Here is a 16,057-nt window from a genome sequence, read left to right on the forward strand (position 1 = left end):
TTAGCAGTGTAAAACGACAAAGTAGTAAAGCAAGTGAGTAAGTTTACCACTTGCATTACTACCACTTAATACACTTTTTTAACCTAGCAGATAAAGCTAGGTGTCATTGCTCTTATGAATCTCGATGTAACGCTGACGTTTCTTAGGTAAAAGCTTGTCTAAATCTACCACCACTAAACCGTCGATACAGTCATTAAAATCAGGGTCGATATTAAACGCAGAAAAACTGACGCCATTTTCCTCACATAACGATGAATATTGCTTGTATAAAGTCGGCACACTCACGCCAAAATTAGCGAGCAGGTGTTTTAAGGTGGTGAAATCTTTGTCTTTATCATTGCCTTTAAATGCCCCTAGAAATTGGTCTTTGTCTTTATCGTCGAGTAAAAAAGGCGTTTTAGCTTGCGCTAACAACTGTTGGCTTGGAAAGTAGTGTAAATAATATTGAATGAGCAAGTTTTTTGCTGCTGTTGGCATGGTATTACTAATACTGACCGGACCATACAAATAGCGATATTGTGGGTGTTTAGCGACAAAGGCACCAATGCCAACCCATAAGTAATCTAAGCTGCGTTTGCCCCAATATCTGGGTTGCACAAAACTGCGGCCAAGCTCTAAGCCTTGTTCAAATATTGGCGCCATGTCGGCTTGATAATCAAATAAGGTATCTGTGTAGAGTCCTTGTGATTGCTCACTTTGTTGCAGCTTTTTGGTTTCGCCAAAGCGATACGCTCCGACAATTTCAAGCTCGCTTTCATCCCATAAAATGAGGTGTAAATAATCAAGATCGTAACCGTCAACATCGCGGCGTCGACCTGTGCCTTCACCTACTAGTCGAAAAGCCACTTCTCGTAAGCGGCCAATCTCTCGCATTATCGGCGAGCTGTCTTGTTGGCGGTACAATAAAATAATTTTACCATCAGCCGTTTTACCCAGTTGTTCACATGCCTTTATCGCACTGCGTAACTCCGCTCTATTTTCAGGATGTGCAATAGCTTTTTCCGTTTTTAATATTTCCGCTTTGTTTCGGGCAATATTATAAAGGTGCTTTTTAAATAATTTTACTTTGCTCGCTTTTGGCACATCAAGCGTGTCGTAATGCTCAAACGGGATCACATCACCAATTTTAATGTTCAAACGCTTATGTGCTTGTTTGAACATTTCTTTTACTAAAAACAGCGTTGATAACGGTTTATACACTGCCGATATCGCATAAAAGAATGCGGAGTTTCGAGCATCAACAAATACCGGTAAAATAGGTGATTGTGTCGAACTGGCAAAGTTTAAAAAGCCCTTATGCCAACTGCCGTCGCGAATACCACTTGGGCTGATACGAGACACTTCACCGGCAGGGAATATAATCACCACACCTTCATTATTTAAGTGCTGATAAATCGCATCGATGTTCTTTTTCGCAGTATTGCCATTCATATTATTAACCGGCAATAAAATAGAGTGCAGTGGTTTAACATTCATTAATACGTCGTTAGCAACCACTTTAAAGTCGGGTCTAACTTCACTTATGAGTTTGATCAAAGCAACCCCATCTAAAGTGCCAATGGGATGATTAGCAATAATCACTACCCTGCCCGTTGGCGGTATTTTTTCTCGATCGCGATCACTAATGCAGTAACCAAAATCGAAGTGATCTAAAATTGCTTCAGCAAAGTCTGACCCCTTGGCATAAGGGTATTGTTTTTCAATGTTCACCAATTCTTTTTCATGTAACAAATAGCGCAAAATATTGCGAATACTTTTGCCCATTAACGATTGGTGATTTATTTTCGGCAAGCTGTTATTTACCATTTGATCAACACTGAACATATTCTGCCTATTGCTAAATAGATAAGTAATTGGCTTCAATATAGGTCAATAAGATGGCTAATATTTGACGCTTTAGTGACAGCTTTATGACAGCTGAAGGTGGTTTTTTATTTGCGCGATCACCCAATGAGGATCGTCTAAAGGCAAATCATGTCCAGCACTGGCATGTACCAATAATGTCGCTTGGTAATGTCGAGCTAAATCAATGCTTGCTTGCGTATTCACTAAACGGTCGTTGTTGCTAGTTAATATTAATACTTGCACATTCTGCAAATTATTAGCACGAAATCGTGCTGCCGCGATTAACTGGCGTATTAGGTTTGCGGCGCGTGTGGTATTTATTTCGCGATAAATGCTCCACGCTTGTAAAATTGCTTGGTTTTGTTTAGAGCTTTTATTTGAACACACCTTTAAAACTAAAGCTTCCATTGCACTGGCAGAGCGACAACTTAATATTGCGGCGCTTAACCGAGCAATAGCGTTAAACTTAATTCGTTTATGCCAAGCGGTTAGGTTTGCAGCACTGCTATTGATTAAAGTCATTGACGCAATTTCGTCGGGGTATCGCTGCGCCCAATCAATTGCCACCATGCCCCCTAAACTTAAAGCAACCAAATGAAGCTTTTCTTTAGGCGCTGTTATCTGCGCTCGGCAGTGCTGAGTATATTGCCCAATAGTTAGCGGGCTTGTTGAATGGCTAAATTCACCATTGCCTAAGGTATCAATCGCGCTCACTTTATCACCATCAAAAAATTGCTGAAATAAGGTCAGAAAACTTCCCCAATGGCGCTTATCTCTACCTAAGCCACGCAGTAAAATCCAATGTTTATTCATCAGTCTCGATACCAGTGTTCAATAGCCGCTTTTCGCAATTGCGCCTTGTTATCAGCATTTGGCAGCCAATGCTGGTAATTAAGACTCGCTTGGCTGAGGAAATCAAACAACACCAGATGACTACGCTGAACTCTTGCCCAGCGATGAGCAACATCAGGATTAAATAAGCCGCGATAGGAAAATAACTGGCGCGGTCTTTTTTTCACCCAATTCCACGATCCCATCTCAAGCGTTAATGACAGAAAAGGTTGCTGGTATTGATGCTTGACGATTTTACTGACATAGTCCCACAAATCGCCATGGGTATTGTAATGACGAGATTGTGGTTCAAACACATAGGCGTGATGCGGATAAGCATTTTGCCACAGTTGATATAAAGCGAAGTAATTAGCCACTTTTCGTGGCGGTCGTTTGCGGTAGGCATAAGGCAACCACAATCGGTCTTGAAAGCCAAAACCTGAATGACAATCAACCACTAAATTAAATTTGCGCGTCAAACAGTCATTTTCTAAAAAACCAATAAGGTGTTGGTTTTCACGCTCTAACCCCAACTTGCCGCGATACCAAGGTAAATAACGACTAAATTGCTGCCCGCCAACAAGCCAAGGCACTTTATCTGTTGCGCTAATAGGTGCATTACGCATTAAATCAACGCCATTACCATTGCAGCGCCGACCTCGCAACATGCCAACAGGGTTCATTACTGGTAAAAAGTTAAAGCGCAGTTTTTGCAAACTGTGTTGAGTTGCACTATCCCACTTTGCTCGGTTTATTAAACTATGCAAATAACTAAGCACAACTTGGCTACCAATACGTTCAATGCCATGAATGCCGCCAACAAAGGTGATCGCTGGCGCTTGAGCATCGTCGCTGCCAAACGACATGCCAAGCAATGGCAACTCAACCGTTTGACCATTTTTTAATGTTGTTTGAAAAACATCAAAAATGGTTGTTGTGATCAAGCCTTCACTTTGTTCAATAATACGGGCGATATCAGTATATTCAGGCAATAATTTACGAACAGGCGCACTTAAGTAGTCAACAAATGTACGATTAACATCCCCCCCCGTTGAGTAGTGATCAGGCAACTTTACGGTCTTTATTCGCTTTTCGCTCAGTGGTAAGGTGCACCAAATTGTCGGCACGCTCAATGGCAGACCAATACACTAGCGATAATTCACCACTTTGCGATTCAACTAAGGCAGAGCAGTTCTCAATCCAGTCACCATCATTTAGGTAAGTAAACCCATCTTGTTCAACAATTTCAGGGTGATGAATATGCCCACAAACAATGCCATCAAAGCCTTGCTGTTTTGCAGTTTCAATACAAGCATTCCGGTAGCGAGCAATTGCTTTACCTGCACCTTTAAGTCTGCCTTTAATATAGCTAGCTAATGACCAATAAGGACGATTAGCTTTAATACGACACCAGTTATACCAACGATTGATAAATAATAAGAAGTCATACAAAACATCGCCAATCCATGAATGCAGCCTGCCAAAACACACTTGTTGATCAAACTGATCGCCATGAAGTACCAACAGCTTTTTACCTTGCGCAGTAATATGCTCACAGGTGCGCTGTATTTCTATATGACCGAAGTTCATACCGCTATATTTTTGAATAGGCTCATCGTGATTGCCCGGTAAATATATCACCCGCGTTTCTTGCACCGACAAAGACAGCAACTTGTGGAACAATTCATTATGTGCTTTTGGCCAACGAAATTGTTTACTCATCGCCCACATATCGACAATGTCGCCAACAAGATAAAGTACGTCTATTGTACTATGCTCAAGAAAGTCCAATAGATACTCTGCTTTGCAATCTTTGCAGCCTAAATGAATATCTGAAAGCCAGACCGTTTTATAGTGGGTTTTCGACATCGCACTAACCGTAATGTATGAGTCTAAGTTTAAGCACAAAATTAAAGAAGCTTTCTTACCGTAAGGTGACACTTTCATGAAGCGATGATGACAATATTACCGTTAACTTATGTTTCGAACCTAACTAAACATCCCTAAATTGCATTACCAATATTATTGTAAACAATTAACCAGATAGGCATAAAGATGAATGAGCAGATGATTATTTAAATCATAACAGGCCCAAAATAGCCGATACTTTTCATTTCTCAACCATCACCACCTAAAAATTGGTTAACCAAAAATCATTTTAAAGCACATTAAAAAATTACCAACTTACCAATAAAATGTTTATTTTATTGTATAAAAGCAGTAAAAATCTAAATAAAAGCCCTATTTTACAGCTAGATATAAAAATAAGAACAAAAACAGCATTACCAAAACAAAATAAAGAGCCTTTAAAAACAAAGCAACCTATATTACCAATAATAAGTTTTTTGTAAGTAAAACTTGTAATAACTGGTAATTTAAATTATAAATATCTAGCACAGTTTTTAAGCAGTAAATGTGTTTATCAGATAAGATTATAATTAGAAATTGGTAAAGCCAATTACAAAAAGCACTTAGAGTGTGAGGGAATAACAATGAAGCTCAACAAAATAACCGATTTATTTAAGGCTAATAAGAATCGACATAATAATTTAACTATTTTTGGCGCAGCATTAACAACTATGCTTAGCATGCAAGCATACGCCGCCGAAGATACCACTCCAGCAGCGAGTGATGACATTGAGGTTATTGAAGTAACCGGCATGTTAGGCAGTATGAAAGCCGCAGCATTAGTAAAACGCACCGACGGCCGTATTGTTGACGCGATTGTTGCTGAAGATATTGGTAAGTTACCTGACAACAACATTGCGGAAGCACTTCAACGTATTACCGGTGTTTCAATTAACACAGACTTTGGTGTAGGTGACAGTGTTTCAATTCGTGGTTTGCCTCAAAACCGTGTTGAATTAAATGGTCGCTCAACCATAGGTGATGATCGTGACGGCATTAGCTTGCAAGATTTTCCTTCAAGCTTCTTAAAAACCGTTGAAGTGGTTAAGTCTCCAACGGCTGATATGATCGAAGGTGCCTTAGGTGGTACTGTTAGCATGAAAACAGTTCGTCCTTTAGAGCTTGACGAACTTACTGGTGCGATGTCATTAGACTTTGAATATGCCGATAAAACCGAAAATGTAGCCCCTATTTTTAGTGGTTCAATTGGTGATAACTGGGATCTAGGTGATGCAGGTACATTTGGCGCAATCGCTATGCTTGCATATCAAGACCGTGAAATTCGCCAAGATGAATTCATTGAACGTACCTTATTCCAAGATATTGATGTGAATGGCTTACCAGGTAACCCTGAAAATGGTGAATTCATTGTTCGAGACCAACATACGGTTGAACAATTTGTAGAACAGCGTGAACGCACTGCACTTAACTTAATGCTTCAATGGGCGCCTCAATCCGGTGACGGTATGGTTTACCTAGACTTAAATGGCACAAAACGCTCAGGTCAACAAGCAGGTAGTTCAATTCTTGGTGTGGTTGGTTCATTAGAAACCAACGCCAATACAACACAAGATTCATCAGGTCAAATTAACGACTTTACTTTACGCAATGACTTCGCTATTCCAAAAACTTACAGTGATTTCCGTGAAACTGATTCATTCTCACACGCACTTGGCGCTGAGTGGAACTTAAGTGACAACATCATTATTTCAGGTGAAATCGCAATAGCGTCATCAGAAAGTGTACAACCTGACTCTGAATTTACCTTACGTCCAGTGCAAAAGTCAGTATTTGAAGAAACCGGTGAGTTAGTTAATAACGTTTATGATGGCGTATTTTATCAATCAGGTGATAAGTTACCGAGTATCATTCATTCTGTTCCAGATGCATTCACAAGCGAACAAGACTTAGCACTTCGTACCTTCAAAAGCGTATTAATCAACACGAACAATGATGAAACTGCCGCACGATTTGACATTGTCGTTGACGAACCTTTTCAGCTTGATTGGTTAACGCAAGTTAAAGCTGGTGTACGTGTTACCGAACGTGATTACGAATACACAGAGCACTTAGAAGAAATCAAAGACATTTATAAAAATGCTGTTCATGATTCAGATGGCTCTTTAGCTACATTATGGATTGACGACTACAATGCCGCATTCCCGGGTAGCTTCTCAACCATTAGCCATAACAATGCCTTTGATCAAATTGGTCACTCTGGTCAAAACGATCTATTAACTTATGCTGCTTACCATGGTTTAGCTAACGCAGGTAATACCTATAGCGAGTTACAGCAATTACTTGCCGGTACTAACTTAGCCACTACAGGAACGCTTCGTGAAAACCAAGAATTCCAAGACAGTGCCTATCGCGAAATTAACGAAGAAACATCAGCAATGTACGTTTCAGCTTACTTAGATTTTGACGACATTACTGCCATTGTTGGTGGTCGTTATATTCAAACTGATCTTGAGTCAGCGGTTATTTTAAATGGTGATAAAGTTGTTGGTAAGAACGATTACAATGATTTCCTTCCAAGCTTAAACGTTACTTATACGCTTAACGACGATACTTTAGTTCGTTTTGCTGCAGCTAAAGTAATGCGCCGTGCAGATTTTAGTGAATTAAGCCCTGCTTTTGACGTGAACAATGACACCACTAAAGCAACTCAAGGTGCAATTGATTTAGACCCTTACCGCGCGACACAATTTGATCTTTCTGTAGAGCACTATTTTGGTGAAGGTAACATGTTGTCATTTGCTGTGTACTATAAAGATGTTGAATCTTTCTTAAGCAGTCAAAATACTTGTGTAGCTGACTCATCAACTTCTGGTCAAAACGTTACGGAATGGTACGCTGTATGTACACTAGATGCAGCTGGTGTTGATAACACTTCTATGCAATATCACTCTAATTCTGACGACGCGGCTGGTTTAGCTCACGTTGAAGGTTTACGTGATGCAGGCTTAACGGGTATCGATACAACTAAAGATACCAATGGTGAGTCTGGTAAAGTTCAAGGTATTGAAATTGGTTATCAACAACATTTCGACTTCTTGCCAGGTGCATGGTCAGGCTTAGGTTTTAGTGCAAACTACACTTTCGCAGACAGTGAACAACCAGCAGCTGAAGGCGAAGAAATCAGACCATTATTAGAGATTTCTAAGCATACTTATAACTTACAAGGTTTCTGGGAATACGAAAGTTATGCCGCACGTTTAGCCTATAACTATCGTTCTGAGTATTTAGCCACAGAAGACGAAAAACGTGTACTTAACTTCTCTGATAACTACCGCGACAGTCGTGGTCAGTTAGACTTTTCAGCAAGCTGGGATATCAACGAGAACTTCACCGTTGTTGCTAACGCAACTAACTTAACAGGTGAACATTCTGTATTCCAATCTGAATACGGTAATGCTTGGAGTTATACAGAAGCGGATCGTCGCTACACTGTAGGTGTTCGCGCTAAGTTCTAATTTAGCCCGATAACAAAAACCAAAAGCCCTTGCTTATGTTAATAAGCAAGGGCTTTTTAATTTAACCTACAAATTAAGCAATAAAATTTAATTGGTTATGCAAACCGCCAACCAACCATCGTTACTTTCATTGCGCGCGGTTGAAACAACTTGGTAGTTGTAGCTGTATAAACTCATCGCCACTTGTTTTAACGACAAACCATAATCACTTGGCGCTGCCACCGGTTTATTTATTGTCGCCATATCAGAAAAAGCATAAAGCTTATGACTTTCTGACCATGATTTTTCTTTATTGGGCCACTGCGTTAACGGCACTTCTTTCATTTAAATTTCCCTCTCGTTATAGCATGCTCACCATGTATGCCGCGGCGCTATCAATCGCATTGTGATTGCCAATCATATCAAAAAAGGTGCGTTTATCCGCTTTAAGCTGCTTCAATTTTGCTTGCAACATCGTTAAGTCTGCTGATGTAATAACTTGTGCTGTTGCGCCCGCACTTGCCTGATATTTAACATTACGATCTTGTTCCATTTCTTTAATTGACGAAATCGAACCACCTAATAAGCTATGCTCATAATATAAGACTTCTAAAAATGGCCGTGGATTAACAACATGACTTGCCATATCAACAGTTACCAAGGTAGTCGAATCAATATCGTAATAGGTTTTAGTTAAATAATCTTTTGGTAATAATTCAGCTAAGTTATCAAGCTGTTCAACATGCTTTTTAGCAATAGCATCTGTCGCCTTACGCTCATTCAAAAAACTATAGATATCTTGCATCACATTAAGCTGAAGTGTCGCTTCATCGCTTGCACCTGAAATACCAATACCACTTAATGCTTTTGATGTGCTTTTAGGAGCATTTTTAGCAGCATCACCTGTAATTAATGCGCTTTGCAAGTGAGTAGAGCCAAAAGCAAAAAATTCTTTAGCTTCCTCTCTTTTTAATTTAAAGTCGCTAATAACACTGGTTGACTCCCCTTTTGCTGTTGCCTGTCCTTTCTGTTCACCTTCATCTTCTTGTTCGGCTTCTTCAATACCTGGGGTAACTAAAATGGTACGTGTTTTCACCCCAATAATCCCTTGCACAGGCTGCTGAGGATCAGTACCGCGCACTTCCAAAGCAATACTGTTGCGTTCAGAGTGGTGATAACTCACGGCATTACTACAACCAGCAAGTATGGCAACCGACAAACACGTGGCAACTAAACGCTTTGTTGATAAAGAAGAGTTAGTTGCTAAAGAAGAATAAGATTTAATCGTTAATATCGACATGAGTTTCAGCTCCTTCTATTTACCGTAAATTTCGCTGCGAATGGTACTAACCATATTATCGTCACTAGCAATTTTTTTCGCCGGCTCTCCCGTTGCGACAAATTCAGAAACATCCATATTATCTAAACCCTCGACACGGACATTGTTGACAGAAAACAACGCCATTGCGTCTTTATCTTTACCTTTTTTAGGTACTATTGCTAAAACATCTCGATCGTAACCTAACGACATTTTTTGCATGCCCTCTGCACCTACGGCAACATTAAGTCCCATTGATGTTTCTTGCACATACACCAAATGAGTGGTGCTACAGCCGCCTAATAACGTGGCAAATAATATGCCTGCACATTTAATTTTCATCAGTATTTCCTTGTGGTTTGGGTTGAACAACAGCACATACGTGCGGGTAATTTTTAGCATTGTTGCGATAAAAAAATTGCAACGAATCTTGAGTATTTATACGCGTAACATGGCGATTTAACGCCCCTAAACTAAAACCAAACGCGTACGATGAAAAATATAAACCAAGCCCTTGTGCGCGCAATGTCGTTTTAATGGGTTCGGCGCCATACTCTGCACGATTTTCTTGGCTAACATAATCTGTATTAGTATCGGCATTATTATCTGTATTTGTATCGGTACTAATATCGGTACTAGCACCTGTATTGAGCATGAACTCAGCACACGATAATGGCTGCTGACTCACTACAGGATAAATTAACGCTTTTTCGAAAATGCCAATTTGAAACTCAACGCCATTTTGCGTATTAAGGTGAAAGCCACGCGCCTCGGTATGAATAATTTTCGCCATAGGCGAATGAATAACCTGTTGGTTAACACTACCGGGCAAGCCAACATTATTAACCGAACAACCAATAAGCATCACGAATAGGCAAACCATCAACATCCATTTGATTAAAAAGCTAACCATAAAAATTAAATGCCACCTAAGCTGATCCCTTATCAATTTGAGTAAACAGTACCATTGTTCCTTAACCACATACGCTGTTAGCGCTAATAACCCCTGATGCTCAGCATACTTTTTCATACTTAATAAAAAGCTAAACTGGTTAAGTAATATACACGCCGTAATAAATTACACAACTTAAAAAAATTCAATAAAACACAACTTATTCATGAGGTTATCCGTGTAATGCCGTGTAATAGCTTTTGTCTTGCAACCTAGATTATTATCGTTAACGGGATAAATAACGTGTGTTGGAGCATTAAATGAACAATGCAGAATCGTGGGTATATCAGGTTGAAACATTTGAAGAATATAACGAGCTTATGAACGCTCAGAAAACTAAAACACAAGCTAACGCTAAAGCGCAATCAGCACTGAAAAATCAAAAAATCACCAATAATTTATATTGTTTCTACAATCAAAAAAAACACACAAAAAGCAGTCAAAGCAGTTTTTCTCATGCACATATAAATGATCACAAGCTTAACGATAAAAAAGACAAACCTGCGGCTACGCAAAACGACAAGAATAAACAGCAACACAGCTCAAACAACTTGAAAAAGCAGCTATTGCCAATGTATACCGACGTTACCACCATCAATATTTTTAGTGAAGATACCGGGCTAACTAAGCGTCATAAAAGCTCTTCTAAAATGTCGCGTTTATTGGCTAAATGGTTAACCCTTTTAAAAGGTAAAAAGTAAAATTAAAAATTAAAAACATAAGTCGAAAGAAAAATTGAAAAAAGGTAGCGTGCAAAGTTATCACGCAGTTAACCCGCAAAGTTAACATACACAGTTACCAAGCATAGTTAACATGTACGGCTAATAGGTAATGACAGATTCACTCTATAAAATAAGCTATTGATTTAATGATATTTAATCGCTACCTTAGTTAACCTAGCATTTAGGTTAATCGCTATGATTAAATAACAAAGTCTCAATAGCGAAACCTGAATCGTGAACCTAAATCGCCATACCAATACTATATTAAATTGATTAGGAGTTACCCATGAATATTGCTCAATCAGCTACAGAAACTACAGCAGTAAAGCCAGCAACGACCACCATTTATATCAACCTAGCATTTGCTAAACTCGCTAGCGATATTAACAGTGGCGCTCTTACCCATCAGTTTAATGGCAAAGGTCGTAAAATTGCCGTATTACCTGAAACACAAGAAGTGAATTACCTTTATTATTCATCAGACGCAGCCGGCAAAGACACTATTGAACCGCCGTTTGAAATTAACAATGGCGATAACATTAAGTTTTGCTTAACGCCAGCACCAGAAGATAACAGCAAAGCCAGCTATAAATGGAATGGCATTTTGCAAAGCCATAACGACTTACAGTTAGTTTCCGGTAAAAAAAGCACTTATAACGCCAACCTTGATAGCCAAGCGACTCGCAGTGATGAAGATGATGTGACAATTATTACCAAGTTTAAAGTTAGTGGTGGTAAGTTTACTGTGGCTTGGGATCCAGCAATAAAAATTAAAGTTTAAACTTTTAGTGACCACTCTTGCCTATTAGATGATGGTATTTATCATCATCTTTTAAATTTTCGAATAATGGGGAGTTTAAGATTTCATTAATTGAGTAACTGTTACTAATTGCAAACTCTAAGTGTCTCATTGCAGCTTCTTTTTTATTTAGCCGTGAATATGCAGCAGCAACAAAAAAATTATCTACACCCGTATCATTTTCATTAATTAGTTTGCTATATGAATTACTTTTATCTAAATGGTTAAGGTTTGCATAATAATATGACAATAAAGCAATGGCATATTTATTGTTAGGGTTTAGTTGGAGTGCTTGCTCTGCTCTTAATATCGCTTGTTTAAAAGCATATAAATACTTATCATTATTTGCAAAGCGATAGGCATCAGCTAAATTTCCCCAATTAACAAAATCACTGTCATTCAAGTGAATCATCTGCTCATAAGCTGCTACCGCTTGCTGATAATCTTTTAGAATAAAATAAGCCGTACCTAAATTAGCATAACCATCTGCATTCCGTTCAATAGAAATTGAATGTTTAGCAGATTTTATTGCCTTACCTATTTCACCAATTGAATAGTAACAAGCACTAATATTTAAATAGGCCGTATAATTATTGGGAGCGTTTGTTGCTTGTAATTTAAAGTAATTAAGCGCTTTCAAGTAATCGCCTTGACCAAAATAGTAAGCCCCAAGTTTAGATATAGCAGCAATATTGTTAGGCATTTTTTTATAAGCAGATAATAAAACCTTTTCAGCTTTACTTTGTTCGCCCAAAGCAATATAGGCATCGGCAAGCCCGGTATAGGCTTTAATAAAATTCGGCTGGCTATTAATGCTTTGCTGAAATAATTGCACCGCTTGTTGATATTGCCCTTGATTGAGGCTGAGTTCCCCTTGCAAATAACTGAGTAAAACATGCTCACGATTAATTGCCGCTAACTGGTCAATGGTATTTGCCATATTCGTTAACCAGTCACCTTGTTTGGTTTCTAAAAAGCTACGCAGTTGCGCCTGCGCTAATCCAACATAAGCGTCGCCATAGCTGGTATCTAATGCAATGGCTTTTTCAAAAGCTTGCACCGCGTTATTAATATTATCGCCATGGTCAAAGCGGTATAAATAACCTTGGCCTTGTAAATAATGTTTATAGGCGCCGTCAAATGCGGGCTTTTTCTGAGCAAATTTGTCATTTAGATTTTCGGGCATATGCCAGCCAAGTAAAGTCATTACTTGTTGGCGAATCTCGGTTTGTGCGGCAAATAACGCATTGGCGTTAATAGTGAGTTGTGTTGATTTTAACTGCCGCCCGTCGCTGCCATTGACTAAGCTTAAATGCACGCTACGGGTTGAGCCCATATGCTGAATACTGCCGGTAACAATAAAATCGACCCCGTATTTATTGTAAACCCCAGTTATGCTTGGGTCGTCGAGCTGACGTAATTCACTACTGGGTAATACCCAGGTTTTACCATCGCCTTGTTGATAGCCCACTTCAGCTAAGTCGCTGCTTAACATAGTGGCAATACCGTCGCTAAATATTTGCAGCACAGGGTCGCCGCTAATATTGTCAAAGGGTAAAAAGGCAATTTTTTTCGACTCAACCAATTGCCGCGCAATTAGCTCTTGAGTACTCGGCGGAAAGAAAACGCTGCGTAAACTAAACGCTAATACCGTAATAATAGGCAGTATAATGAAAGTTTTAGTCACCCAGTGTTGCTGCTGCCACCAACTATTTTTTTGATTAACTTTTTCATCAATCGCGTTAATTTCAACGGCTAGTTCATCGGCACTTTGAAAGCGTTGTTCAGGGTCGACTCGTAATAATTTATCAACCACGGCAGCAAACTGTGCAACAAGTTCAGCCGGTATATTTTGCGTTTTGTTTGAACTATTTACACTGCCTTTTTTGCTGACTTTATTACTGCTAGCTTTAACGGACGCTTTTGCTAATGGCGTATATTGCCCTTCGCTGATCGCTTGGCTAATTTGCGTTATATTCATGCCTAAAAACGGCTTTACGCCAGCAAGCATTTCGTACAATACAATGCCCAGTGAAAATAAGTCGGAACGAACGTCGCATGCCTTTCCTGATATTTGCTCTGGCGACATGTATTGCGGCGAACCAGAAAATTCAAGCAGCGGTGCTTGTTGCTCAACATTCATTAACGCGGCAATGCCAAAGTCGAGCACTTTTATTCGGCCATCGCTGGTCACCATAATATTTTGCGGTTTTATATCGCGGTGAATAATATCTTGCTGATGGGCGCAGTGCAGCGCGGCAATAATTTGTTTTGCATAATACAGTACCGTTTTAAGCGGCAAGCCTTCTGCGGGGATAAGGTTATTCAGTGGCTGACCATTCACCCATTCCATGACAATAAAATTAGCGTCACTCTCCCCTGCACTCTCCCCTTTACTAATACCAGAACTAATACCGGAACTAGTACCAGAGCTGGTATCGCGAGCAATATCATAAACAGTCACTATATTGGGGTGATTAAGTTTAGAAATGGTTTTTGCTTCTGCCAAAATTAACGACTCGGCATTGGCACCAGCATTAGCATGAAGACGTAACATTTTCATGGCAACAAAGCGCTCTAGCGCTAAGTCTTTGGCTTTATACACCGCGCCCATGCCGCCTTTGCCTAAAATATCAATAATTTTAAAATGCGCCATGCTGTTGGTCAGCTGATGTTCAGCACTACTTCCAGTTCCATTGTCGGCACGATTGTCAGACACGGTATCACTATTTTGCTCAGCTTGAGTTAGCGCTTCGTCGGTTTTACTGCTTAGGTCTTTGCTCTGTTGATTTTGATTAACAACTAAGGTATCTGCCAAGTTAAAATCAGCACAATCGCTTGCGCAGTCACTGGCACACTGAGGGGTTTTAGGCGTATTAGAATTGTTATTGTCTTGCTTCAATTTCTGACCATATTGGCCAAAAAAATTGACCATATAATTATGCTATTAGTGCAATAATCACATGGTCATGATGATATGTCGATAAGTTAATGATTAGAAAATAAGGTAAACCTATCTGATTAATTTAACTGACTATATTCCTTTGCTTCCTGGCTAGGCTCTACATGAATGGTTTGACTAGTATCACATTCAGTAACATCACCTTTAATAACGCAAAAATTCTTTGATGCTAAACGTAATTTTCCCGCTTTGCGTTCAATAATATCGCTTGATTCACAGTTGTTATTTAACGCATCAACAAACTGTTTGCGAATACGGTAAATTTGAATATTTAAATGGCTCGCATCCATGCCCAAGTCTTTGACTAAATGCTCGGCATATAGCCAACCCTGTTCGCTGTCGCTTAGGCCAGCTTGCATATCAGCCGCGCGTTGTCTTGCCAATGTCAGCGTTAGGTAGTGATGGCTGCGCACCAGTAAATCAATATTTTCGCCACCGGTTTGCATAAATAGCTGGGTGCTTTCTTCATCTAAGCTGGTATTAAACGTAAAGCGAATATCATCAAGCGAGGTAACGGTTGGTCTGAGTATTTGTGTATCAGCCACGGCGCGATTAATTTGTAATTGCCAAGATAAGCCATCGACGGTGAGAATTTCTTGATCGCTTAATTCCGCTGAGGTTACCGACTGGCTGAGGTTGTCGTCTAATATTTCTTGCCACCACGAATAGGTTTGATTATTAAAGCTTAGCACCATAGGTTGCGCTTCTTTACTGGGCAAAAGGTGAAAATATTCCAGTTCGATGGCTTTGCTATTGTGGGCAATCGGAATTAAGCAGTCGCACGGCGGATTAATATCGAGCACTTGAAACGCATTAGCAGATTTACTGGCAAATGTTATTACATCGTCTTTTTTAAGATGCGCAATTTGCTCTCGCGCCAGCTTGTTGCCATTAAGCCAGGTACCATTGCTACTAACGTCGCGCAGTAACCAATGTTCACCGTTCCATTCAATAAACGCATGCACTTTTGAAATATAAGGATCGGAAATATTGGTATTAACCGAACATTGCAAGCGACCAAAGCTATGATGAGATTGTAATAAACTGCTTTGTTGATTGTGTTTATTTAATAAAGTGGCCATGTGCTGAGCTCCTTTTTATCTATGTATTAATCGCTAAATTACAATTCAACGATTAATAGTAAGTAATGCACAAGTGTCGACGAGTAATATCCCTATGACTGACTTGTTCAGTTAGTTTGCCTGATTTAGTCAACCAATAACATACTTTATGCTCGATTTCACTGAAACGCTGACTGACGAATG

At 39.5% G+C, this 16,057-nt stretch carries 13 protein-coding genes; 3 read left to right on the forward strand and 10 right to left on the reverse strand.

Annotated features, from left to right (window positions below):
* Positions 1 to 96: 96 nt before the first annotated feature.
* The 4 genes from ACRRSQ_RS05255 to ACRRSQ_RS05270 all read right to left on the reverse strand — a co-directional run bounded on the left by ACRRSQ_RS05255 (position 97) and on the right by ACRRSQ_RS05270 (position 4,545).
* Positions 97 to 1,824 carry a GNAT family N-acyltransferase gene (locus ACRRSQ_RS05255; RefSeq protein ID WP_440874656.1) on the reverse strand — a complete coding sequence of 576 codons (1,728 nt, stop codon included), beginning with the start codon at positions 1,822 to 1,824 and terminating at the stop codon, positions 97 to 99.
* An 84-nt stretch (positions 1,825 to 1,908) separates the two neighbouring features.
* A complete protein-coding gene (locus ACRRSQ_RS05260) occupies positions 1,909 to 2,658 on the reverse strand; it encodes an alpha/beta fold hydrolase (RefSeq protein WP_440874657.1) in 750 nt (249 codons plus the stop codon).
* A complete protein-coding gene (locus tag ACRRSQ_RS05265; protein WP_440874658.1) occupies positions 2,658 to 3,746 on the reverse strand; it encodes a M14 family zinc carboxypeptidase in 1,089 nt (362 codons plus the stop codon). Before ACRRSQ_RS05265 ends, ACRRSQ_RS05260 begins: the two co-directional genes overlap by 1 nt.
* On the reverse strand, positions 3,739 to 4,545 hold the full coding sequence (locus ACRRSQ_RS05270) for a UDP-2,3-diacylglucosamine diphosphatase (RefSeq protein WP_440874659.1): 807 nt from the start codon (positions 4,543 to 4,545) through the stop codon (positions 3,739 to 3,741). Before ACRRSQ_RS05270 ends, ACRRSQ_RS05265 begins: the two co-directional genes overlap by 8 nt.
* A gap of 623 nt (positions 4,546 to 5,168) precedes the next feature.
* On the opposite strand from ACRRSQ_RS05270, the gene ACRRSQ_RS05275 reads away from it, so the two are divergent.
* Complete coding sequence (locus tag ACRRSQ_RS05275; protein ID WP_440874660.1) at positions 5,169 to 8,060, forward strand: TonB-dependent receptor; 2,892 nt, start codon at positions 5,169 to 5,171, stop codon at positions 8,058 to 8,060.
* 87 nt (positions 8,061 to 8,147) lie between these two features.
* On the opposite strand, the gene ACRRSQ_RS05280 is transcribed toward ACRRSQ_RS05275, so the two are convergent.
* From ACRRSQ_RS05280 to ACRRSQ_RS05295, 4 genes are read right to left on the reverse strand one after another with little or no spacing between them, the layout of a single operon-like run.
* A complete protein-coding gene (locus ACRRSQ_RS05280) occupies positions 8,148 to 8,384 on the reverse strand; it encodes a hypothetical protein (protein WP_440874661.1) in 237 nt (78 codons plus the stop codon).
* A gap of 16 nt (positions 8,385 to 8,400) precedes the next feature.
* Positions 8,401 to 9,339, reverse strand: a complete 939-nt coding sequence (locus ACRRSQ_RS05285; protein ID WP_440874662.1) for a hypothetical protein — start codon at positions 9,337 to 9,339, stop codon at positions 8,401 to 8,403.
* 15 nt (positions 9,340 to 9,354) lie between these two features.
* Positions 9,355 to 9,699 (reverse strand): hypothetical protein, encoded by a 345-nt coding sequence (locus ACRRSQ_RS05290; RefSeq protein ID WP_440874663.1) that lies wholly within the window; start codon positions 9,697 to 9,699, stop codon positions 9,355 to 9,357.
* On the reverse strand, positions 9,689 to 10,240 hold the full coding sequence (locus ACRRSQ_RS05295) for a hypothetical protein (RefSeq protein WP_440874664.1): 552 nt from the start codon (positions 10,238 to 10,240) through the stop codon (positions 9,689 to 9,691). The genes ACRRSQ_RS05290 and ACRRSQ_RS05295 overlap by 11 nt, the downstream gene beginning before the upstream one ends.
* 329 nt (positions 10,241 to 10,569) lie before the next feature.
* Here ACRRSQ_RS05295 and ACRRSQ_RS05300 point away from each other — a divergent pair, with 329 nt between their 5' ends.
* Both ACRRSQ_RS05300 and ACRRSQ_RS05305 read left to right on the forward strand, forming a co-directional pair.
* Entirely contained in the window at positions 10,570 to 11,010 is a 441-nt protein-coding gene (locus ACRRSQ_RS05300) for a hypothetical protein (RefSeq protein ID WP_440874665.1), read from the forward strand.
* Positions 11,011 to 11,317: 307 nt separating this feature from the next.
* On the forward strand, positions 11,318 to 11,812 hold the full coding sequence (locus tag ACRRSQ_RS05305) for a hypothetical protein (RefSeq protein ID WP_440874666.1): 495 nt from the start codon (positions 11,318 to 11,320) through the stop codon (positions 11,810 to 11,812).
* Between the two features lie 4 nt (positions 11,813 to 11,816).
* On the opposite strand, the gene ACRRSQ_RS05310 is transcribed toward ACRRSQ_RS05305, so the two are convergent.
* Together ACRRSQ_RS05310 and ACRRSQ_RS05315 are read right to left on the reverse strand one after the other, a co-directional pair.
* Positions 11,817 to 14,765 (reverse strand): protein kinase domain-containing protein, encoded by a 2,949-nt coding sequence (locus ACRRSQ_RS05310; RefSeq protein WP_440874667.1) that lies wholly within the window; start codon positions 14,763 to 14,765, stop codon positions 11,817 to 11,819.
* Positions 14,766 to 14,851: 86 nt separating this feature from the next.
* Complete coding sequence (locus ACRRSQ_RS05315; RefSeq protein WP_440874668.1) at positions 14,852 to 15,874, reverse strand: FHA domain-containing protein; 1,023 nt, start codon at positions 15,872 to 15,874, stop codon at positions 14,852 to 14,854.
* Between the last annotated feature and the right edge of the window lie 183 nt (positions 15,875 to 16,057).

Source organism: Thalassotalea sp. PLHSN55, from assembly GCF_052030545.1.
Lineage (GTDB): Bacteria > Pseudomonadota > Gammaproteobacteria > Enterobacterales > Alteromonadaceae > CANMXU01.

Excerpts from the sequence above, each read along its gene's own strand:
- ACRRSQ_RS05295 (WP_440874664.1), bottom strand. The coding sequence starts at position 10,240 with ATGGTTTGCCTATTCGTGATGCTTATTGGTTGTTCGGTTAATAATGTT.
- ACRRSQ_RS05290 (WP_440874663.1), bottom strand. The coding sequence starts at position 9,699 with ATGAAAATTAAATGTGCAGGCATATTATTTGCCACGTTATTAGGCGGC.
- ACRRSQ_RS05310 (WP_440874667.1), bottom strand. The coding sequence starts at position 14,765 with ATGGTCAATTTTTTTGGCCAATATGGTCAGAAATTGAAGCAAGACAAT.
- ACRRSQ_RS05280 (WP_440874661.1), bottom strand. The coding sequence starts at position 8,384 with ATGAAAGAAGTGCCGTTAACGCAGTGGCCCAATAAAGAAAAATCATGG.
- ACRRSQ_RS05285 (WP_440874662.1), bottom strand. The coding sequence starts at position 9,339 with ATGTCGATATTAACGATTAAATCTTATTCTTCTTTAGCAACTAACTCT.
- ACRRSQ_RS05275 (WP_440874660.1), top strand. The coding sequence starts at position 5,169 with ATGAAGCTCAACAAAATAACCGATTTATTTAAGGCTAATAAGAATCGA.
- ACRRSQ_RS05300 (WP_440874665.1), top strand. The coding sequence starts at position 10,570 with ATGAACAATGCAGAATCGTGGGTATATCAGGTTGAAACATTTGAAGAA.
- ACRRSQ_RS05260 (WP_440874657.1), bottom strand. The coding sequence starts at position 2,658 with ATGAATAAACATTGGATTTTACTGCGTGGCTTAGGTAGAGATAAGCGC.
- ACRRSQ_RS05255 (WP_440874656.1), bottom strand. The coding sequence starts at position 1,824 with ATGTTCAGTGTTGATCAAATGGTAAATAACAGCTTGCCGAAAATAAAT.
- ACRRSQ_RS05305 (WP_440874666.1), top strand. The coding sequence starts at position 11,318 with ATGAATATTGCTCAATCAGCTACAGAAACTACAGCAGTAAAGCCAGCA.
- ACRRSQ_RS05270 (WP_440874659.1), bottom strand. The coding sequence starts at position 4,545 with ATGTCGAAAACCCACTATAAAACGGTCTGGCTTTCAGATATTCATTTA.
- ACRRSQ_RS05315 (WP_440874668.1), bottom strand. The coding sequence starts at position 15,874 with ATGGCCACTTTATTAAATAAACACAATCAACAAAGCAGTTTATTACAA.